At 60.9% G+C, this 21,495-nt stretch carries 16 protein-coding genes and 1 tRNA gene; 7 read left to right on the top strand and 10 right to left on the bottom strand.

All coding sequences use genetic code 11. The features are described from left to right. Positions 1-91 precede the first annotated feature (91 nt). Entirely contained in the window at positions 92-1,651 is a 1,560-nt protein-coding gene (locus IV500_RS17995) for an HNH endonuclease (RefSeq protein ID WP_312875981.1), read from the top strand. A gap of 45 nt (positions 1,652-1,696) precedes the next feature. Here IV500_RS17995 and IV500_RS17990 read toward each other — a convergent pair whose 3' ends face one another. Continuing rightward, the gene (locus tag IV500_RS17990) at positions 1,697-2,965 is read right to left on the bottom strand and encodes an MFS transporter (protein WP_312875980.1); all 1,269 of its coding nucleotides are present in this window, start codon (positions 2,963-2,965) and stop codon (positions 1,697-1,699) included. A gap of 168 nt (positions 2,966-3,133) precedes the next feature. Between IV500_RS17990 and IV500_RS17985 the strand changes: the two genes are divergently transcribed. The 3 genes from IV500_RS17985 to IV500_RS17975 all read left to right on the top strand — a co-directional run bounded on the left by IV500_RS17985 (position 3,134) and on the right by IV500_RS17975 (position 7,973). After that, a tRNA-Arg gene (locus tag IV500_RS17985) sits at positions 3,134-3,209 on the top strand. Positions 3,210-3,408: 199 nt separating this feature from the next. Continuing rightward, entirely contained in the window at positions 3,409-7,386 is a 3,978-nt protein-coding gene (gene hrpA / locus IV500_RS17980) for an ATP-dependent RNA helicase HrpA (protein WP_196398197.1), read from the top strand. Between the two features lie 11 nt (positions 7,387-7,397). Beyond that, positions 7,398-7,973: a GNAT family N-acetyltransferase gene (locus tag IV500_RS17975; RefSeq protein WP_196398196.1), complete on the top strand. Its 576-nt coding sequence runs from the start codon at positions 7,398-7,400 to the stop codon at positions 7,971-7,973. Positions 7,974-8,074: 101 nt separating this feature from the next. On the opposite strand, the gene IV500_RS17970 is transcribed toward IV500_RS17975, so the two are convergent. The 4 genes from IV500_RS17970 to IV500_RS17955 all read right to left on the bottom strand — a co-directional run bounded on the left by IV500_RS17970 (position 8,075) and on the right by IV500_RS17955 (position 11,712). Beyond that, a complete protein-coding gene (locus IV500_RS17970) occupies positions 8,075-8,503 on the bottom strand; it encodes an HIT family protein (protein WP_196398195.1) in 429 nt (142 codons plus the stop codon). A 9-nt stretch (positions 8,504-8,512) separates the two neighbouring features. Further along, positions 8,513-9,562 carry an NAD(P)-dependent alcohol dehydrogenase gene (locus tag IV500_RS17965; RefSeq protein WP_196398194.1) on the bottom strand — a complete coding sequence of 350 codons (1,050 nt, stop codon included), beginning with the start codon at positions 9,560-9,562 and terminating at the stop codon, positions 8,513-8,515. Between the two features lie 4 nt (positions 9,563-9,566). Next, positions 9,567-10,523 carry a sulfurtransferase gene (locus IV500_RS17960; RefSeq protein WP_196398222.1) on the bottom strand — a complete coding sequence of 319 codons (957 nt, stop codon included), beginning with the start codon at positions 10,521-10,523 and terminating at the stop codon, positions 9,567-9,569. 64 nt (positions 10,524-10,587) lie between these two features. Then, the gene (locus IV500_RS17955) at positions 10,588-11,712 is read right to left on the bottom strand and encodes a magnesium transporter CorA family protein (protein WP_196398193.1); all 1,125 of its coding nucleotides are present in this window, start codon (positions 11,710-11,712) and stop codon (positions 10,588-10,590) included. Between the two features lie 146 nt (positions 11,713-11,858). On the opposite strand from IV500_RS17955, the gene IV500_RS17950 reads away from it, so the two are divergent. Further along, a complete protein-coding gene (locus IV500_RS17950) occupies positions 11,859-12,944 on the top strand; it encodes a PLP-dependent cysteine synthase family protein (RefSeq protein WP_196398192.1) in 1,086 nt (361 codons plus the stop codon). Positions 12,945-13,118: 174 nt separating this feature from the next. Here IV500_RS17950 and IV500_RS17945 read toward each other — a convergent pair whose 3' ends face one another. From IV500_RS17945 to IV500_RS17935, 3 genes are all read right to left on the bottom strand, one after another. Then, on the bottom strand, positions 13,119-13,805 hold the full coding sequence (locus IV500_RS17945; protein WP_196398191.1) for a DNA alkylation repair protein: 687 nt from the start codon (positions 13,803-13,805) through the stop codon (positions 13,119-13,121). Between the two features lie 946 nt (positions 13,806-14,751). Further along, positions 14,752-15,369, bottom strand: a complete 618-nt coding sequence (locus IV500_RS17940; RefSeq protein ID WP_196398190.1) for an NADPH-dependent F420 reductase — start codon at positions 15,367-15,369, stop codon at positions 14,752-14,754. Between the two features lie 203 nt (positions 15,370-15,572). Then, the gene (locus tag IV500_RS17935; protein ID WP_196398189.1) at positions 15,573-16,136 is read right to left on the bottom strand and encodes a YceI family protein; all 564 of its coding nucleotides are present in this window, start codon (positions 16,134-16,136) and stop codon (positions 15,573-15,575) included. A gap of 94 nt (positions 16,137-16,230) precedes the next feature. Between IV500_RS17935 and IV500_RS17930 the strand changes: the two genes are divergently transcribed. Next, positions 16,231-16,749, top strand: a complete 519-nt coding sequence (locus tag IV500_RS17930) for a MarR family winged helix-turn-helix transcriptional regulator (RefSeq protein ID WP_196398188.1) — start codon at positions 16,231-16,233, stop codon at positions 16,747-16,749. 953 nt (positions 16,750-17,702) lie between these two features. Here the strand turns inward: IV500_RS17930 and IV500_RS17925 are convergent. Together IV500_RS17925 and IV500_RS17920 are read right to left on the bottom strand one after the other, a co-directional pair. Continuing rightward, positions 17,703-18,017 (bottom strand): hypothetical protein, encoded by a 315-nt coding sequence (locus IV500_RS17925; protein WP_196398187.1) that lies wholly within the window; start codon positions 18,015-18,017, stop codon positions 17,703-17,705. Between the two features lie 21 nt (positions 18,018-18,038). Continuing rightward, complete coding sequence (locus tag IV500_RS17920; protein ID WP_196398186.1) at positions 18,039-18,317, bottom strand: hypothetical protein; 279 nt, start codon at positions 18,315-18,317, stop codon at positions 18,039-18,041. 1,306 nt (positions 18,318-19,623) lie between these two features. Here IV500_RS17920 and IV500_RS17915 point away from each other — a divergent pair. Further along, positions 19,624-20,547, top strand: a complete 924-nt coding sequence (locus IV500_RS17915) for a GIY-YIG nuclease family protein (protein WP_196398185.1) — start codon at positions 19,624-19,626, stop codon at positions 20,545-20,547. The last annotated feature ends 948 nt before the right edge of the window (positions 20,548-21,495 follow it).

Raw genomic sequence — 21,495 nt, 5'->3', positions numbered from 1 at the left:
GATTACTCACGCTTCGCCGATTACTCACGCTTTGCCGATTACTCACGCTTCACCGGTTACTCACGCTTTGCCGGCAGGGTCGGCTACTGCGGTGGGTACGCAGGAGGGCAAGCCTGCTCCGCTCGTCCTGTCTTCGGACATCCCTATTCGACGGGTGGGAGAGGCAATGATCCGGGACTGGATCGCTCAATTAGCTGTCATGGACCCAGAGGACTTCGATGATCGGGAACGAGTCGGGCTGCTCCGTGCGGACGAAGAACTCAAATCCGCTCTGTGTGCCTCCCAGGCACGGGTAGCGGCAGCGTTTGATGCGTCCCAGCGCCGGGCCCGAGAATACCCTCCAATCTCAGTGGAGAAACTGGGCAGCAGGTTCGCGAAGGAGCTAGCCGATAAACGCGCCCAAAAGCTCGCCCACGGGATCGGGCGCGAGATCGCTTTAGCGCGGCACGAGGCACCCGATAAAGGAAATCAGCTCCTGGGCCTGGCGAAAGTCCTGGTCACGGAGATGCCGCACACCTTCACCGCCCTTGCCACGGGGAAACTCAATGAGTACCGGGCGATCCTGCTCGTGCGGGAAACCGCGTGTCTGTCCCTGGAGGACAGGAAAACCGTCGATACCGAACTCGCAGCCGACACCGGGACTATGGAAGGGATGGGGTACAAACGAGTCACCGCCGAAGCGAAACGCGTCGCCTACCGTCTGGACCCAAACTCAGCCATAGCCCGTAATGCGAAAGCCGTCAACGACCGGCACGTCAGCCTACGTCCGGCCCCCGACGCGATGGTCCGGCTCTCCGCGCTCCTGCCCGTCGCTGAAGGCGTCGCCGTGTACGGCTCCCTAGCCCGGGAAGCAGACACCCTGCGCGCCGGCGGAGACCACCGCGGCCGCGGACAAATCATGGCCGACACATTAGTCCGCCGCAGCACCGGCACCTGCGGCGGCATCACCGGAGTCGAAATCCAACTCGTCATGACCGATCGCACCCTCTTCCAAAGCGACAGCGAACCAGCCCACCTCACCGGCTACGGAATAGTCCCGGCCCACTGGGCCAGAAACATCATCCACAACACCAAAAACGACGACACCAAAACCAGTGCCAACAACTGCACCGGTGCAGGCGCCGGTCTCGCCGCGGCGTTGGAGGATCCCGCATTCCGGGTCTGGATCCGTCGCCTCTACACCGCCCCCGGCACCGGTCAACTCGTTGCCATGGACTCCAAAGAACGCCTCTTCCCACCCGGACTACGCAGATTCATCATCGCCCGCGACCAAACCTGCCGAACCCCTTACTGCGACGCACCCATTAGACACATCGACCACATCATCCCCCACCACAACAAACAAAAAGGCAAAAGAGGCGCAGAAACCAGCGAACTCAACGGCCAAGGTCTCTGCGAACGCTGCAACCTACAAAAGGAAACACCCGGCTGGACCTCCACCCCACAACCAAATCCCGAGCGCCCGCGCCCACCTGCGGGAGAAGGATCAGCATCCCGGCACACCGTGCACATCACTACGCCGCTCGGCAATGTCTATACCTCCACAGCCCCCGCTCTCCCCGGCAAGGACCGTTCAAACTCTCAGGCCGCCGTCATGAAGCGGCGAAGGACGTTACGCAAACGGCGAGCTCGACTCATATTTCCGACCTAAGTCCTTCCCTCACCACTAAGCGGCGGCAGCTCTACAGCCTTTATGTCAGGCCCCGAGCAGAGCTTCGTCCTCCAGATAGCGCGGCTTGCAGGCAAAGAACGCGCCGCCAACCAACAGCAGCAATGTCGCGAACAGGAACAGGAATGGAACCAGCCAGCTCCCCGTTCCTTCGTGCAGGATGCCGAAGAACAGCGGGCCGGTGCAGGCGAGCGCATAGCCGGCTCCCTGGCTGAATCCGGAGAGGGCGCCGGCGCCGGTGCGCGTGCGGGTGCGGTGATTGATCAGTAGCAGTGACAGCGGGAACGTCCCGGGCCCAATGCCCGCCAGTACTACCCACAGCCATGTCCCCGCGGCCGGCGACAGGAGCAGCCCAAGGTAGCCGCCGATGAAGCACGCCAGGAAGATCAGCACCATCGGGAAGGGATTCTTCAACCGGGAGGCGACGAGCGGTACCAGCAGGCTCATCGGCAGGCCGACGCCGGCAAAAAGGGCGAGCATGCTGCCCGCGTCTGAGCGCCCCAGACCTGCGTCCGTCAGGATTGAGGGAAGCCAGGCGAACATGGCGTATGTATTCAACGACGTGCAGCCGAACATCAGGGTCAGCCCGATAGCAAGGGGTGAGCGCCAGGGGCGGATCTTAATAGTTTTCGTATTAGCCGTTTTCGGCACAGCCGTGGCCGGACCCACCACCGCCGGACCCACAGCGTCTCCGGCCGCCGTCGTACCCGGCACCAAAGGCCCGGGTCTGCGGGAACTAATCAACATGACGAACCACGGCACGGCAGCCAGCATGTTCACTCCGGCCCAAAGGGCCAGCGAAGTCTGCCAGCCCGCCGCGTCCGCTACCGGGACCGCCAGTTCGGCAGGTAGTGCTGTTCCCGCACTGAGTACGGTGACGTACAGTGCCGTCATCAGACCGATCCGGTCCGGGAAGTATTGTTTAACCAGCGGCGGCAGCAGCACGTTCCCCGCACCGAGTCCGGCAAGAGCGATTACGGAGAACAACAGGAACAACCCGGTGCTCGGAACCAGTACCCGGCAGATCTGCCCGACGATGGCAACCAGCATCGCGATGATGGTCAGCCGCTCCAGGCTCGCCCATTTAATGACGTACGGGGTCAGGAAGCCGAAGACTGCGAAGGCTGCCGTGGGCAGCATTCCCAGCACGCCGACGGCCGACGGGTCCAGCGGCAGATCGTGATTGATCGTCGAGACCAGCGGTGGGACAACTGTCACGGTTGTGCGAAGCGTCAGCGCGACCAGCAGTATGCCGGCCACCACCAGCCAGCGGGAGCGAATTCCTTTGTTTACCACCTCCTAGACGTTACCGGGAAACACCGGACAAACGAGCTGTGCGTCCGCCCTTAGTAACGTGGGATGTGCCACGCGCTCCTGACCGGCGGCGCCGTCGAACCCGTTTTCCGTTGCAGCGCACACACCTGATAAGCTATTTCAGTCCTGCAGATGACAGCACGTCATCTTGCCTTCGTAGCTCAGGGGATAGAGCGTCCGCCTCCGGAGCGGAAGGTCGTAGGTTCGAATCCTATCGAGGGCACCACCGCACGCAGCAGCACAAAAACCCCGTCACTTCATCGAAGGCGACGGGGTTTTTTCGCGCAGCGCCCCAACTAGGTCGCAGTTGAGGCACTCATAACGCGGAATGGATGCGTTATCTGCTACTGAGTTGGGTTAGGGGTGGGGCGGGTCGGAGGCTGGGTCTGAGATTGGCGGAGACGACGGATAAACTGGAAGGCACAATGACTTTGACAATCCAGTACCCTCCCGAGCTGCCGGTCTCGGAGCGCCGCGAGGATCTCATGGCTGCTATTGCCGCCAATCAGATCACCATTATCGCCGGGGAAACCGGGTCCGGGAAGACCACGCAGATCCCCAAGATGTGCCTGGAACTGGGGCTGGCGGAGAAGGGTCTGATCGGCCATACGCAACCCAGGCGACTGGCCGCGCGCACAGTTGCGGAGCGCATCGCGAGCGAGCTTGACGTCGAGTTGGGCGCCGAGGTGGGCTTTCAGGTCCGTTTCACCGGCCATGTCGGGCCGCAGACGAAGATCAAGCTGATGACGGATGGCATTCTGCTGGCGGAGATCCAGCGCGACCGGCTGCTCCGGCGCTATTCGACGCTGATCATCGACGAGGCCCACGAGCGCAGCCTGAACATCGATTTCATTTTGGGGTATCTGAAGCAGATTCTGCCCAAACGGCCGGACCTGAAGGTCATTATCACCTCTGCCACAATTGATCCGGAGCGCTTCGCCGCGCACTTCGCCACTGCGGCCGGTCCCGCTCCGATCGTTGAGGTGTCCGGGCGGACGTATCCGGTGGAAATCCGCTACCGTCCGCTGAGCGGTCCGGCCATGGAGGACGACGACGACCCCGCCGATGCGGGCACCAGCGAGGACCGCGACCCGCTGGACGCCGTCTGTGACGCAGTGGACGAGCTGGCCAAGGAGGCGCCGGGAGATGTCCTGATCTTCTTTTCCGGCGAGCGCGAGATCCGCGACGCGGCCGAGGCGCTGCGCGGCCGCGCTAAATCAGCTCCGCTGAACTCCGGACTGCGGGAGACGGAGATCCTGCCGCTCTTTGCCCGGCTTTCCCTCGCCGAGCAGCACGCCGTGTTCACGCCCGGGAAAGGCCCCAAGGCCAGACGCCGGATTGTGCTGGCCACCAACGTGGCGGAAACCTCCCTGACCGTTCCAGGCATTAAGTACGTCATTGATCCCGGCACCGCTCGGATCTCCCGCTATTCCCACCGCACCAAGGTCCAGCGGCTGCCGATTGAAAAGGTCTCACAGGCTTCGGCAAATCAGCGATCCGGCAGATGCGGCCGTGTTTCCGACGGCATCTGCATCCGGCTGTACTCCGAGGATGACTTCGCCAGCCGCCGCGAATTCACCGACCCGGAGATTTTGCGCACCAACCTAGCGGCGGTCATTTTGCAGATGACGTCCATGGGTGTGGCCCAGGGACCCAAGGACGTAGCGGAATTCCCGTTTGTGGAGCCGCCGGATTCCAAGGCCATTGCCGACGGCGTCACGCTCCTGCGTGAGCTCGGCGCGGTGACCGCCCAAGGCGCCATCACCGCCGTCGGCCGTCAGCTCGCCCAGCTGCCGGTAGATCCGCGGCTGGGACGGATGATTGTGGAGGCCGGCAAGCGCGGCTGTGCACGCGAGGTGATGATTCTTGCCGCCGCGCTGACCATTCAGGATCCACGCGAGCGCCCGCAGGCCGAGAGCGGAAAGCAGCAGCTCGCTGCGGAAAAACACAAGCGGTTCGCTGACGAGAACTCAGATTTCACGGGTTTTCTGAACCTGTGGCGGTATCTGCAGACCAAGCAGGAGGAACTCTCCTCCACAGCCTTCCGCCGGCTTTGCAAGGCCGAGTTTATTAATTTCCTGCGGATCCGCGAATGGCAGGACCTCTTCGCCCAATTGCGCCAGTTGGCCAAACCCCTCGGCATTGCGCTCGCCCCCGGAGAGGTGGACGCCGTAGGGAATCACACCGAGATTCATATCAGCCTGCTGACCGGATTGCTGAGCCACATCGGTCTCTACGATCCGCGCAAACGTGAATACGCCGGTGCCCGAGGCTCCCGTTTCGCCATTTTCCCCGGTTCGGCGTTGTTCAAGAAGTCCCCTGACTGGGTAATGGCGGCCGAGCTGGTGGAAACTTCCCGCCTCTGGGCCCGGGTGGCCGCAAAGTTTGACCCGCTCTGGGCCGAGCAGGTGGCACCTGATTTAGTCAAGCGCAGCTTCAGTGAGCCGCACTGGTCCAAGAAAATGGGATCGGTCATGGCCTACGAAAAGGTAACGCTTTACGGCGTCCCGATCGTCCCGCAACGCCGGATCAACTACGGCCGGATCGATGCCGAGCTCAGCCGCGAACTATTCATCCGGCATGCCCTGGTGGAGGGTGATTGGAACACTCATCACAAGTTCTTCCATCGAAACCAGGCGTTGCTGGCCGAGGTCGAAGAGCTGGAAACACGGATGCGGCGCCGGGATCTGCGCGTCGACGACGAAACGCTCTTCGCCTTCTACGATGAGCGCGTCGGGTCCGAAGTGGTCTCCGAACGGCATTTTGACAAGTGGTGGAAAGCCACGCGTCAGGATCATCCGACGCTGCTGGACTTCGATCCCGACGTCCTGGTGGCCGACGACGCCGCTGGCCTTGACGAGGCAGCCTTCCCTAAAATCTGGCAACAGGACGGCTTCGAATTTCCGCTCTCCTACGAATTCCGTCCCACTGCTCCCGGTTCGGCCCCGAATCCTTCCGACGGGGTGAGCGTGCAGGTTCCGGTTTTGTTCCTGAATCAGCTCACGGAGGCACCTTTTCGCTGGCAGATTCCCGGACTCCGAGCCGAACTGGTCACGGCGCTGATCAAGTCCCTGCCCAAGCAGGTCAGGAAGAATTTCATTCCGGCTCCGGACGTTGCACGGGCCGCCACCGCTGCGCTCGCCGCGGACTTCGACCCCGCGACCGACGCTCTTGAATCTTCCCTTGAGCTGGCGCTGCGCCGGCTCAAGGGCCATCTCATCCCGCCCGGATCGTGGAACTGGGACGCAGTCCCCACTCATCTGCGGATGACGTTCCAGGTGGTGGACCGCAGCGGCCGAATCATCGACGAAGGCACCGATCTGGCGCGGCTGCAGGATGAACTGGCCGGTGCCACCCGCCGGGCCATCGCGGAATCCCTGGGGGCGACGCCCAAGACCACGCAGCGCAAGTCCGCGGAACGCCCGGATCCCCGGCGCGGCGCGGGGGAACGGATATCATCCGCCGGTGCAGCTGGTGCAGCCGGTGCCGGTGCCAACGGTGCAGCCAGTGCTAACAGCGCCGCAGTCCAGGAGCGTTCAGGGTTGACCGAATGGTCTGTCGGCGTCCTGCCCCGTGACGTGAAGCGGCTAGTGGCCGGCCACACCGTCACCGGCTACCCTGCCTTGGTGGATGAAGGAGCCACCGTTGGACTGCGGATTTTCCAAACCGAGCCGGAGCAGCTGGCCGCCATGCGCGGGGGCGTCATCAAGCTGTTGGCGCTTCGCGTCCCCTCCCCCGATCGATACGTGCTGGAGCACCTGAGCAACAATGAAAAACTCACCTTCACGCAAAACCCGCACGGCAGCGTCGCGTCCCTGATTGCCGACTGCACGCTGGCCGCGGTGGACAAGCTGACGCCGGAGTCGCTCCCCTGGTCGGCCGCGGAATTCGATGCTCTCTACGAGGTGGTGCGCGCTGAACTGATCGACACGGTGTTCACTGTCACCGCCGTCGTCGAACGCATTTTGGCCAGCACGCGCCGGATTGAGAAAGCGCTGAAGGGGACCACCAGCCTGGCCCTGATTTCCGCCCTCAATGATATTAAGGCTCAGCTGGAGCTGCTGGTCTACCCCGGGTTCGTGGCGTGCACCGGTTACGCGCAGCTGGCCATGCTCCCGCGGTATCTGAACGCCATCGAGCGCCGGCTGGAAAAACTTCCCACCAACGTTCAGCGCGACGGGTTGAATATGGCCGTGATCCAGCGCCTGGAAGATGAGTACGACGACGCCGTGTCGGCCTTGCTGCCTGGCCTTCAGCAGCGGCCGGATGCCCCTCTGGTGCACGTCCGCTGGATGCTCGAAGAGCTGCGGGTGAGCCTGTTCGCCGTCGAGCTTGGCACCGCTTACCCGGTTTCCGAAAAGCGCATCCGAACAACATTGAATAAGGCCTTGGCGCCGGCGTGAGGACGCCGCGCGTGCAGATTCAGCTGCCGCCGGCTGTCCTCGCCACCGGTCCAGTGCGGCTCCGGCGGCTCGGCGGTGTGGATACGCAGGGTGTGGATGCACAGCTGGAACAGGATGCGCAAATGGAACAAGCGCTCTCTGCCTGTGCCGACGTGGTGACCTGGACGTTTTACCCTGCGCACCTCACCCACGAGCAAGCGTGCGCACGCATTGTTCGTGCACGGGAGTCAGCAGCGGCCGGCATCAGCGCCCGGTACGTGCTGGAACGCAACGGAGCCGTGGCTGGAACTGCGGGAATCAAAAACAGCGACGACGCTCCCGAGATCTTCTACGCGCTGCTGCCCGCCGGGCGCGGACAAGGCACAGCGACGGCCGTGGTCAATGTCCTTGCCGGTTGGGCGCTGTCGGCCGGTGCACCTTATGTAGCGCTGTGGACGCAGGACGGAAACCGCCCTAGCGAACGGGTGGCCGAGCGGGCCGGTTTCTTCTGCGCTGACGTACCCGCTGCGGACGCCAGCAACGCCGTCAGCGCGGTGGACACCGGTGCTTTTCCCGGGCCCCGGCTGTGGACCAGGTTCCCCGACTAACCCCGGCACAGCCCAACACCGGCTGCGGCGCGGACACCGGATCCATGCAAACACCTTCAGCGCAAACACCTTCAGCGCGAGAGGCACCCGACACTCCGGGCTCAGCCTTCCGGAATGAACTCCCCGTGCCCGGCCTCGCGCAGCGCGGCCCGGAGCTTCTCCGCGTTGCCGTCCAAGACTGCCGGGTCCGGGGAGTTGTCCACCCGGCTGAAATCGAAGTCCGCCATCGAGTGTGCCGGGAAAACATGCACGTGCAGGTGTTCCACCTCGAAGCCGGCAATGACCAGCCCGGCCCGCTCCACCCCGAATGCCTGAACCTGCGCCTGACCGATCGTCTGCGCCACGGTTGTCAGCCGCGCCATCAGCGCCGGAGGAGCATCCGTCCAGCGGTCGATTTCCTCCCGCGGCACCACCAGCGTGTGGCCGTCGGTGAGCGGACCGATGGTCAGAAATGCCACCAGGTCGTCGTCTTTCCAGACGAAGCGGCCGGGAATTTCGCCGGCGATGATGCGGCTGAACAGCGTTGCCATGATGCGTCCTTAAAGGGTCGAGGTGTCCAGGACAAAACGGTACTTCACATCACCGGCCACCATTCGGTCATATGCCGCATCCAGCTGGCCGGCACTGACCATCTCGATGCTGGAGACCACGTTGTGCTCGGCGCAGAAGTCCAGCATTTCCTGGGTTTCCGCGATCCCGCCGATCAGTGACCCGCTATAGGACAGGCGCTTGCTGATCAGCTGCCCGGGATTCACCGCGGGCATCTCCCCGGCCGGCAAGCCCAGCTGGACCAGGGAGCCATCACGCTTAAGCGTACGCAAATAGGGATTCAGATCGTGTACGGCAGCTACCGTATCGATAATGACATTGAGGGAATCATTCGCCGCTTCCAGCTGCTGTGCGTCGCTGGACACGACCACACTATCGGCCCCCAGTGCGCGGGCAGCCTCCTCCTTGGCCGGCGAGCTGGTGAAAACGGTCACGCTGGCTCCCATCGCCTTGGCAATCTTGACGGCCATGTGTCCAAGGCCGCCGAGCCCGATCACACCAACGGTGTCGCCTTTGTCCACATTCAGACGGCGCAGCGGCGAGTAGGTGGTAATGCCGGCGCAAAGCAACGGTGCGACGGCAGCGGGGTCCAGATTGGCAGGAACGCGCAGCACATAGCCCTGGTCCACCACGATGCTCTGCGAGTACCCGCCTTGGGTGACCACCGAACCGTTGCGCTTATCCACGGCTCCATAAGTGCCGGTCATTCCACGTTCGCAGTACTGCTCGAACCCTTTGAGGCAACTGTCACATTCACGGCACGAGTCGACCATGCAGCCCACGCCCACGGCGTCTCCGGGAGCGAAAGAGGTTACATCGGAACCAACGGCGCTGACCTTGCCCACAATTTCATGCCCGGGCGTCAAGGGATAGCTGTTGCCGCCCCATTCGCCCCGGATCGAATGAACATCGGAGTGGCAAAGTCCACAAAAATCAATGGCAATTTCCACATCGGTGGGTCCGGGCTCGCGCCGGTCTAACGTTGAGGCGGCAAAACCGCTGGTGGGAGAATCGGACGCATAGGCCTTCGTAATACTCATTGGTTCATTTTATCGCGGGATTCTGGGAGTTCCCGGTCTGCTGCCGCTGCGCCGGCTGGGGCCCGGTCGCTACGGGCAGCTCCGGGTGATTGGACCAGGCCGACCACGATCCCGGAAAGAGTGTTGCGCGAATGCCCGCAATTTCCAGGGCAGCAATTTCGTGCGCAGCGGTGACCCCGGAACCGCAGTAGACGGCAACGGCGGACGACGGCGTCACACCTAAAGCGGCGAACCTCGCGGCCAGCTCCGCGGGGGGAAGGAAGCGCTTGTCTGCTGTCAGATTGGCTGAAGTCGGGGCGTTCACGGCTCCGGGAATATGACCAGCACGCGGATCCATGGGTTCCGTCTCACCGCGATACCGCTCACCAGCACGGGCATCGAGCAGGACGCCCGACGAGGGCCACCGACGCACGTCATCAAGTCCAGCCGAGGCGGAACTCACCGAGTCGTTTCCAAGTGCCTCAGTTCCAGTCGCACCATTTTTGATCGTGCCAATCCCAATCGTCGGCATCCGGCCCGACGCCAACTGGACGTCGCCCGCCGGCGGCCGTTGGTCGCCGTCGGCGATTGGATAACCGGCGGCACGCCAGGCACCCAGACCGCCGTCCAGCAGCGCTACCCGGTCAAAGCCGCCGTCGCGCAACAGCCACCACAAGCGCGCCGCAGCCATGTTGCCGCCGTCGTCATAGGCCACCACCGTGTCTCCGGAATTTATCCCCCAGCCGCGCGCTGCCTGGGTGAGAGCCGCCGGATCCGGCAGCGGGTGACGGCCCTGCTGCGCCTTGCCATGCCCGGAAAGTTCCGTTTCCAGATCCACAAAGACCGCGCCGGGTATGTGCCCGCGGAGGTAGGGATCGTGGCCATGCGGACCACCGAGGGTCCAGCGGACGTCCAGCAGCACCGTCCGCGTTCCAGCCTGCATCCGTTCCCGGAGCTCAGTTACATTTATCAGCGTCTTCACGGCAGCTCCCTCATAGCGCACATTCTTCGATCCTGTCCTGTCCTGTCCGCTTTCGCTCACCGGATCAGAGCCAGTTCCTGCGTTTAAACACCGTATACAGGACCACCGACATCGCAAGCATCACGACCACCGCCACCGCGACTCCCCACTGCGTGCCGACGCCCGGATATGGCACATTCATGCCATAGAAACCCGTGATCGCTGTAGGTACCGCAATAATGGCAGCCCAGCTGGTCACTTTCTTCATAATGATGTTCATGTTGTTGCCCTGAATGGTCAGGTAGGTCTGCAGAACGTTGTTGACCATATCCCTGGCCGATTCGGTCCAGTCCACCGCCCGAAGCACATGGTCATAGACATCCTGAAAATACGGCAGCAACTCCGAGTTTGCCGCGCCCGCAGCATTCTGCGGGGCGGATTCATGACGAAGCACGGCGCTGAGTACCTCCCGCATCGGCACCAGCACCCGGCGCAGAACCGTCAGCTCCTTGTGCAGCCGGAAGCTGCGCATTTGAATGTCCTGCGGCCGGCGGGCAAACAGCAGGGAACCCAAATCATCGGCAGAGCCATCAAAGGCCTCTGCCGCCTCCAGCTGCTTGTCCACCAGGTAATCCAACAGGCTGTAAACCAAAAAACCCGATCCACTGTGGCAGATGTCGGCGTTTTCGTCGGCCCGGGTTAACACCTCTTGGGCGTCAAAACCACTGCCACCGGGCACCACCACCACAACATTGCCGGTGATGAAAGCGGAGACCTCGGTGGTTCGCAGCCGCAGGTCAGCACCCTGGCCGGGGTCCTGGTCCGGGTCTTCTCCCGCATCCTCATCCGGACCCCGTCCCAGCGGCGGAGCCGGCGCTGCATCCGGATTCCCGCGGGATTCCTCGTCCTTGCGGAGCTTGCGGACCTCGCGGACCTCGCGAACCTCGCGAACCTCAGTGACGTAGGCGTTCAGGAAGAAGTGGTCCCCGTACGTCTCCAATTTGGGCCGCTGCCGCGTACCCAACACGTCCTCCACCGCCAGCTTGTGGAAACCCAGCTGATCCCGCAACGCCTCGATGGTCTCCGGATCTGGGGAATCCACATCCACCCAGATCGTCGCGTCCTGGTCCTTCGCCAGCCGGCCCAGCTGGTTCACCTCAATCTTTTCATCCGTAACCCGGCCGTTACGGTAGACCCTGATTCGTAGCATTAAACCACTCTAGCCAGCATCCAGTTGCGCCAATCTCGGTGCCGGCTGCCCCGCCCGTGCAGTTAAGCCGTGCACTAAAAACGCCTCTACCTGCAAAAGCCGTGCTCAAAGACCGCGCAGCAAGGGTGTGCAATAAGCTGACCAGTATGCATACCGTCAGCGACACTTCCGCGCGCACCTGGGCGGATGACGCCCTCCGCCTCATCATGGCCGAAAACAACCGCTCTGCCGACACACACCTGTACGCGGTGCCACTGCCGGAATCCTGGGGCGTGCAGCTGTACCTCAAAGACGAGTCAACGCATCATTCCGGCAGCCTCAAGCACCGCCTGGCCCGCTCGCTGTTCCTGTTCGGGCTGGTCAACGGCTGGATCCGCGAAGACACCACGATCGTGGAGGCAAGCTCCGGTAGCACCGCCGTCTCCGAGGCCTACTTTGCCCGGCTGCTTGGCCTTCCGTTTATCGCCGTCATGGCGAGCACCACCAGCCCGGAGAAGACCGCCCTGATCGAACAATCCGGCGGCCGCTGCCATTTCGTGGAGCGTGCGGACCAGGTCTACAGCGTCGCTGCCGGGCTGGCCGCTGATTGCGGAGGCCACTACATGGACCAATTCACCTACGCGGAACGAGCCACAGACTGGCGCGGTAACAACAACATCGCCGAATCCATCTTCGGCCAGCTCGCCCTGGAGGAGCATCCCATCCCCCGCTGGATCGTCGTCGGTGCCGGCACTGGGGGCACCAGCGCCACCATCGGCCGTTACCTGCGCTACAACCGGTACGCCACATCACTGGCCGTGGTCGACCCGGAGAACTCCGCGTTCTACCCCGCGTGGAAGACCGGCAATACCCAGCACACCACGGGGATTCCCTCACGCATTGAAGGCATCGGCAGGTCCCGAATGGAACCGAGCTTTGTCCCCTCCGTGATCGACCACATGATCCAGGTCCCGGATGCCGCATCGGTCGCCGCCATGATGCACCTGCGCAAGCTCACCGGCCTATTCGCCGGTCCCTCGACCGGGACGAATCTCTGGGGTGTCTGGCAGCTGATCGCGCAGATGATCGCCAACGGCGAGCGCGGCAGCGTCGTGTCCCTGATGTGCGACGGCGGCGAAAGGTATGCGGGCAGCTACAACAACCAGGCGTGGCTGGCAGAAAAAGGCCTCGAACCCGGCGCCAACACCGGCACCATCGAGCACTTCTTCAAAACCGGCCGCTGGGACGACTGACGGACTCCCCGTCACCCCGAGTCGTTCCTCGGTTCTCCGTGATGCTGACCGCAATGTTGACCCGCATCGCCGAGTTCGGCTTCGGTCCCAGTGAAATCGCCGCTTTCGGCTTGATCTCCTGCTGCCAGTGCACCTGGCCCGGGCAGCATGGCTCGCCGTCCGGTTCCTGTGTTCCTACGGCTCCTGCTTTCTGCGCACCATCTCCGTGATCCAAATGGGCGTGAACGGAGACGTGCAATTCGGCGGCGTGGGGTAATCCTTGAGTACTCCCAGGCGCTCACCAATGGTGATGGCCCGGGCGCGATGCTCGGCGTGCTCGATCCCGATTTGGGCCAGGCAGTGGTTCATGGCCCATTGCAGGCGGTCCGGCGCGTCCTTCATCTGCGCCTCAATGGTATCGAGCAACCCTGAAAGGTCCAGGCCAACAGCCTGCTTCGTAACGCATTCACTGGTAAGCGTCCAACCGGCGCTGGCAACTATCGGATCCGGATCGGCGAACCAGGCCACGCGCAGCTCCTCGGCGTGCGGGCTCTTCTTCACCACATAATTCACGAGCCAGTCGTTCACTTTGGGGATGCGCGCCTCGCGCACCATGGCGTCCAGCTCGTCACGCCCAAAGTCCTTCGGGCGGCAAATCAGGAGCGCCACCAGTCTCGCCGCCGTGTCACCAGTTGCCCAGAGCTGTCGCGCAAGTTCCTGCTGCTTCTTCAGCCGCTTCGCGACCCCCCGCAGTTTGCCCAGGTTCACCCCATGGTCGTCACCGTGTTTCTCGTTCACCGCCCGTGCCTTCGGGTCCTCCAGCGCGGCCAACTCCGCCATCACCTCAGCCGCCGTGGTACTGGTGATAGTCGTCTCGGCCATCTCACCCTTCTCTCCGAAATGTATGGAGGTTCAGCCTAGCCGAAAAGCACTGTCACCCAAGGGGCTAGCATCTGGAACCGCCTGACGAGTGCCGTCCCTGAGCTTGCCGGTCAGCTTCGACGTTTGCGGTAGTGTCCGCGAACTGTCTTGCCTGCGCGCGGGTGTTCAGGAACCCAGACTTTCCCCTGAGGAGGGATCTCTGTATTCGCCGGGCGTGTGGCGTCGGCGAGGTCAATCACGAGCGGTGCCACTGCCAATGAGCCGACACGTTGTGCATTGTCCCCATCGAATGCCCGATCCATGAACCCCAAGAGGTCAGGCTCGGCCCCCAGGCTGAGCGCATCATCGCGCCAATGGGAAACAGCCTCAGCAACACGTTGCCGTCGCTGGATGGCCCGATCCCTTGTCCGAACTAAGCCGATATCGGCTTAGTTCGGATTATGCCGAGAAAAACGCTAAGCCGGTAGCTCCGTCAAGATCATGCTGCATCCCGCAGGGGTAGGAGTACCGGGCCGTAAAAATCCTATGACCGCCTCAGCCTTCGGAAGAGATCGTGAGAATGGTGCCAACCCCTGGCGATTCTGGCTCCCCGTCCATCTCGGTTTTTCGATTGGCGCGTGGCGGTCTCACCGGCGGATAGGGTTCGCCAGCCACGTCGCACATCAATGGGCGAGCGGCTTCTCGAACGCGACATAGGAATCGGCGGAATGATGCGGGAACTCAACTTGCTATGCGGTTCGAGCGGCTCCCAGTCTGGACTGGAGGTACTAGCCAGCCCGGTGGCTCCCCGTCAGGGTGCTAGGGGTCCCGGCACTAACTGACTTCGCGGAGAATGATTCCTCGGGTCGGCATTGATCGAGTCGGCGAACTCGTGTCGAAGGTGATCAGAGTGTCGAGGTGACCATCTGCCGGCTGAAGCCGGTCCATGAAACCACGGTGGACGTGTTCAGAGGGATTTTGCGCCCAAAACAACATCGAAGCCGGCGCCGTTGCGTGCCACGCCCATCAAGAGGACGCCAGCCCATTCGAGAGCGTGAGCCATCTCGAGCCCTCCTGCGTCCAGGGGCTGCATGTCCAAGCTTTTCAAAAACGCCGCGACACCTGCCTTCGCCTCAGCGCTGTCACCGGCGAGGAACGCGTCCAGCGGCGTGTCCTTGGCAAGGACGTGGCCGAAGATTGTGTTGATTGCCTTCACGACGTGTGCGTCATCGGGAGCGACAGTGGCAATCTGCTGGGACACCGAGTTGCCTGTGGTGGTCATGAGTCCGGTGGCGTCGGCGTTGAACGGGTTGGTGATATCGACGAGGATCTTGCCGGCGAGCGCATCACCGTACTGCGCGACCATGTCAACCGCGCCGGTATAGAGGACTGCCAAGATGACGATGTCACCCGCCGGCTTTGCCCCGTACGTGCCGACGGTGGTTCCGTTGCCGATCTGGTCGGCGAGCGACTGAGCCTTGGCGCTGTTGCGGCTCAAGAGCTCAACGGTGTGTCCGTGCTTCGCCGCCCGGGTGCCGATGGCGGTGGCCATATTGCCCGCGCCGATGATGCTGATGGTGGTCATGATGAATTTACCTCCGTGTGCGTGATTTGGTGATGTTGAACTGCGGCAGGTGGGTTCCGGCCAAGTGCTGGGGTCAGATCAATCCGCCGATCTTGTCGAGTCGCTCGCGCTGTCCAGACTTTTGGCAGATCCGTGAGAACTCGCGTCGCCCCTTGCAAACGGCTCAAACCTCGACGAGGTGTGAGCCGTCCAAAGCGAGCGATTCAGGCGGACTTGACGGCCGAGATCTCGAGCTCGATGGTGATCTTGTCGCTCACCAACACGCCTCCCGTCTCAAGCGGTGCGTTGAAGCTGACGCCGTACTCGCTGCGGAGGATCTGAGTCGCGCCTTCGAAGCCGATGCGGTCGTTCCCGAACGGGTCTGTCGCCGCGCCCTGGAACTCGAGTGGGAACGTGACCGACTTAGTCACGCCCTTGATTGAGAGGTCGCCAGTGACCTCGAAGTTGTTGCCGCCGACGTGGGTGATCGACGTCGAAGTGAAGCTCAGATCCGGAAATTGCTCGGCGCCGAGGAAGTCGTTGGTGCGCAGGTGGCCGTCGCGCTGCTCGTTGCGTGTGTCGATACTGGCAACCTGCGCGGTCACTGTGACGGTGGACTTCGACAGGTCGGACCCGTCCAGGACGGCGGTGCCCTCGAAGTCGTTGAAGCTGCCGCGCACTTTGGTGACCATCGCGTGGCGGGCGACGAAACCTATGCGGCTGTGCGCTGCGTCGATCGCGTAGGTGCCAGTTAGGGTTGCGAATTCGGTGGTGGTGATGGTGGTCATGCGTGCTCCTTAATCGGATTAAATGGATGTTTGTTGATACGTCAACAAATCTAGAACGAATTAGGTGACGTGTCAACTACGATAGTATGGTGCAATGATCGAGCAATCGGACGTGCGATGGTTGAATGACCGTGAACAGCTGGCGTGGCGTGCCTCCTTGAATATGCACAGCCAACTCACCGCCCGCCTCAACCGGGAGTTGCAGGACGGCGCCGGGGTGTCGAATTCCGACTACGTCGTGCTGGTCTGGCTGAGCGAGCACCCCGACGGCCCGGTGCGGATGCTCGAACTCGCGCGCGGGCTGCAATGGGAGAAGAGTCGGCTATCCCATCAGCTCACACGGATGACAGCCCGCGGCTTGATTGAACGCTCCAACTGCAGCGAAGACCGACGCAGCGCATTCATCGTCCTCACACCTGCCGGCCGCGACATCCTCGAGAAGGCCGCTCCTATCCACGTCGCCGGAGTGCGGCGCTACCTGTTTGACGCGCTGGACCCGTCGCAGGTTGACGCCCTGCACGCAATCTCGCAGGGCACCATCGATCGCCTCGCGCCGAGCGCGTCGGCCATGTCGACAACTGCGTCGACAACTGCGTCGACGACCCGTCCATAGCCCACGACGAACTCCGCGGCTGGGAGTCTGTATGCATGGATGTCCGGTAGCGGCCGTCGGAACGTGCCGTGGGCTTTGCGAGCGGCTGGCCCCCCGGTTTGGTTTCCATTTTGACCTGCCCCATCGCCTGGTTGCCCGTCAGGTTGTGAATTTCAGGCTGGGATGGGGTTCTTCTCAAAGAGTAATTCGTATTCGATCGGGGTGACTGCGAAGCGGTGCGCACTGCTCACCAGTGTGAAACGCCGAGTTGCCAGTGTCGAACCACTGGGCATATTGAGCTGCCGATTCAACCACTTCCGTCACGCCTCATGGGAACATATCCAGAGGAGAATCGCAATGAAACGGAGTCACTTCCTACCTGCTCTCGTTATTCTCCGAATTGTCCCGTAAGCCGGGACTTCACCGCGCACAAGGGTCTCTGACCCGCCCTTTTGATCTTGCCGCTCGACGGGCGTCCCGTATACCCCGCCCGAGATTAAGCCCGGTGATGGGAGGGTATACGGGAGACCTCTCAACTTCGATTGCAGAGGAGTGGGTGGCGGTGTGAACTGGTCCTGATCTACATTGTTCTGCTATCGTCGCCGTCTCGAGAAAGTCGTTCCTTCGCGTCCGAGGTGATGTTTCTGTTCTCGCAGAAGGCAGCCCCGAACCTCAACGAACATGCGCTTCTTATGCTCCACCACGGCAATCCGGCCAAAGGGGTGCTTCGCCAATATCTCTTCGGTAGATGCTGCCATCCTGTGCCTCCCTCCACATCTTCAATCAGCGTTGACTCCGTCGCTACCCAAAAGCTTTTACCAATAAAATCAAGTTCCACGAGGTCCTGACAATGTCCGCGACAGGCCAGACCATCTTGCTTGTTGTCGTTGACGAACATGACCGGGCTGAAAACCGGAGGTGGTGGACGTCGATTCAGCCACGGTGGCTCTGCCGTCAAGGTTTCGGGCGCACCTTCAGGTGGCGCCGATTTTCTCCACGGATGCGAACCAGGAGAGTAGGTCCTGGTCGATAGCGCCGATGACTGTCCTCATGTTGGCCAGCTGTGCAGCGATGCTGCTATTGATGAGTGGTTCTAAATGCGCCACCATGTTTCTTAGGCGGTAGACACCGCCGACCGCCCGTTCAAGCTCGTGGACCGGTCGCCGAAGATGCGGGAAAGCACTGTGAAGTGCTTCATCCCATAGCAATTGTTTGCCCAGGTCCTTGCGGCCGGGGAGAAGGAAACGCCAGGTCCCCGTGGACAAAGCGGCAAGAATGTCCGCGTGCAACGGATCGCGCTGTTCTTTGGGTCAGGCCCTGGTTGAATGGCCAGCTCGGTTCTTTGCTTCTGGTAGGTCCCTACCAACGACGCGCTCCAACAGGATCGAGGGATCCATAAGCCAATCACTGGAGTGCGGCTCCCCCGTGGTCGGGTCGATTTGTCCTGCGTTCCAAACGCTCAGTTGCTCGTCCAGGGCGTTGCGCAGGACGACCTCGAAAATGTGCAGCGCCTCGTACACAGCACCGGACAGCTCTACGTTCCACCGGCATAGCCGCACAGCGCCCTGCAGGCTGCCTGCGGCATCCACATACGGTGTCAATCGCGGCGCACTCAGCCGCCTTAGCATTACAGCCTCAACACTTATTTGTTCGCGCCTGTTCACAGCACTAAACTGTGGTGGGAGACAGGGACAAGTTGCCTGTTATGGATTTCTGAGGGTCCCGCGGCCAGGAGTTGCGGGGCCCTCAGCATTTAATAACTCCCACCAATGATTCGTCACCATCGTCACCCCCTTCCCTCCCTAAAAACCCCGCGGTTCCTCTCTGGACTGCCACCTATACGCCGTTGAATTGTTCGCATTTTGGCGCATGAAATTGATCCCAATTTGGGCTGTCCAGGTCGGCCAACCGGAGGCAAATGGCCGCCCAATTTGGATGGATGGTGTTCCACGCCCCCAGCAAAGAGTCAGCAAAAAGCACGTTTCCCGGCCAATAGTGGCCACACGACTGGGGTGCCGAGACCACGCCTCAAACCACTGCAATTGTTGAACAGTGACGGCCCTCCATTCACAACCAACGACATGCCGTCCCCCGTGTCCATGAACCTGCAAACGACCATCAAACAGCAGATCCGGCGCCACGCTGCAGGACCTCGTCACGTTTTACTCACGTTTTGAACGAAAACCAACCACAGATCATGGCATATCGATGAACTCCACTGGTCTGAAGATCCACGGAAATTGACGGTTTTCGGCGTTGAATGGCAACAGTTGGCATGAGAGTCCTGAGTTTCTCTTGGTTGTGGGTTCAATTCCCGCCCGCGGCACCAAATAGTGGCTCTGACCCGCGGTTATGTTCCGCAGGTTAGAGCCGTTTAGGGCCAAAACGACCCAACTCCCCCTTTACTCCCCCAATTCAGCAAAATTTTCGTCAGAAATCACTCCCCCTTTTCAGCTGGGCGGACCCCTCCTTTCGGCTGCATGTTGGTTTCTTCGAAGCACATTGGCAGTCTCCAGCATCGAGGCACATCATGGCCTTTAACGTAGGCGGGCGGGAGAGACGCGCCCGCGATCAACCATTCGTTCCAAATACACCGTTCCTTGAATCCCCGGTTGGGTGGGACGCCTCGCTGCTGCCTTTCCAAGAGATTGCTGTTTAGCGGCACGCCGTCTTCCAGCAGTCGCCGCACGTCATGGTATCGCCGCATGACAAGTATCATCGACATCAGGCACTGGTTCTCAGACCCGAAAAATTCATCGTTCTTGGGCCTATTAGAGCTGTTCGATGACTTCGAGGAGCATGGTGACCCATGCAATTCCGAGGCTGTCCCAGCTTCAGTCTGTTCTGGCGGTAAGTTTGATCTTGTATGCAGTCTTCTTCCGGAGGAGAACCCGAATGCAGACCACTTCACGTCCCCAAACAATCCAAATCTTTCTACCTCACGGTGACCCCTCAGGTATCCGCATGGCAGAAATCACTACACGAACAGTTCGCGTCTTCGATGTCCCCCGGTCCTTGCTTGGTGGCTTCCTTTCGATGTCCGAAGCGTCGCAGGTGGGACTTTATTTCCTATTTGGTGGCGATTCGGAAGATGGCGTCTCCTGTTACATCGGGCAAAGCGGAAACGTCGGTGGCAGGCTGAAGCAACACGTTGCCGGCAAGGATTTTTGGGAACGGGCCATCGTGGCTGTTTCTTTGACAAATACGTGGACGGATACACATGTGGGATTCATGGAGTGGGAAGCCATTTCTCGTGCCGTCCAAGCCGCTCGATACCCTTTACTGAACGGCAATGCGGCTTCCAATCGTTACACGCCAGCGCCGTTGGAAGCCGACTGCAATGAGTATCTGGAGACCATCTCTGTACTGACCGCTACCCTCGGTTACCCTGCACTTGAATCAATCCGAAAACACACCCAAGATTCCCCCTACGAAGTTGAAGCTGAACGGCTCTACCTTCGACAGTCTGGGTGCCGCGCTGAAGCGGACCCTACTTCGGAGGGGCTTGTGGTGCTTGCTGGCTCAGTCGGGAATTCACGTCCTCGCCCCTCTGCCCCGAAGTCGATCATCCGTGGCCGGCAATCCCTTGTCGAACGAGGAATTGCTGAACTTCGGGACGAGCAACTGATCATGGTCCAGGATCACTTGTTTTCAAGTCCGAGCCAGGCAGCCGCCATACTGGTCGGCGGAAGCGTTAACGGCCGTGACAGCTGGAAAAACGCCGCAGGCAAATCGGTCAACGAGATTGAAGTCGATGTTGTGGCAAAAACAGACATCGCCCAGAACCCATTGTCGCATGGAATATCGTCAATTTTTTAGGACGTCGCGTTCAGTATTGCAGCAATGCTCATTTATGAGACACCTGACCACGGCACCGCCAAAAGCCAAAACGAAACAAAAGCGCGAGAATTAGCCATTATCGAGAGTTACTATTTTAAATTAACCCGGACCACCACTTCTTCGGCTACGACCAGGTGAGCGGATTATTAGACTCTTTTAAAAATTCCTTCAATTTGACTAAATCATGCGGCTTTGATTCCGCCAATAATTCAGCATATGCAGTCATTCCCATTTGAAGCCCTATACCTTCGCTCCAAATCATCCAGGTATTGTCCGTTATCGAGCCGGTTCGCCTCATATCGAGCTCGTCCTCGCACAACCTCATATAGCTGAGGCATGCACGACGATCCGAAGGTGATTCACGAGACTGAACCCCTTCCTCGTACAACGAAGGTGACATTACGTCGAGTATCTGCCAGTAACGTTGAACTCACAAATTTTCAAATTCGCGAAGCCTTTGAGTTCGATCACCAACGATTTGAAAAACAGCAAAAATCAAAGCGGCGGCAGTAACTATTTGTGCAATAAGTGCAAAATCATTCAAGACCAAGATAACTGTCCGCGTGCGAAGAGGGGCCAAACCACGTTCTACTCACGTTTTTGAACGAAAAGTTACTCACGTTTTTGGCCAATGGAGGGGCAATTCAGCTTCCGGTTGTCGGCACGTTTTTCAATCGGCGGGCAGAACGAGCACCCCTCCATCGGCGCCCCCGCGGCACTGAGCGGCGAGGCTAACTGAGGACTTCCGTCGAGAATTTGCCAGACTGGAATGCCCAGCAAACACGGCCTTCCAACTCTCGCAATCCGGCCACGATGCCCTCAAACACCACACACAGACGGACTACGGCAGATCCGTTCCGGGGCGACTGCTTTCCCTTCCCGCAAGAGGAACCTCCCAAAGACACATTTTCAGTCTCCAGAGCTTCG

This window comes from Arthrobacter terrae (assembly GCF_015708085.1).
Classification (GTDB): domain Bacteria; phylum Actinomycetota; class Actinomycetes; order Actinomycetales; family Micrococcaceae; genus Arthrobacter_M; species Arthrobacter_M terrae.
Note: the sequence above shows the minus strand (reverse complement) of the source record. Positions and strands in the feature narration are given on the sequence as shown.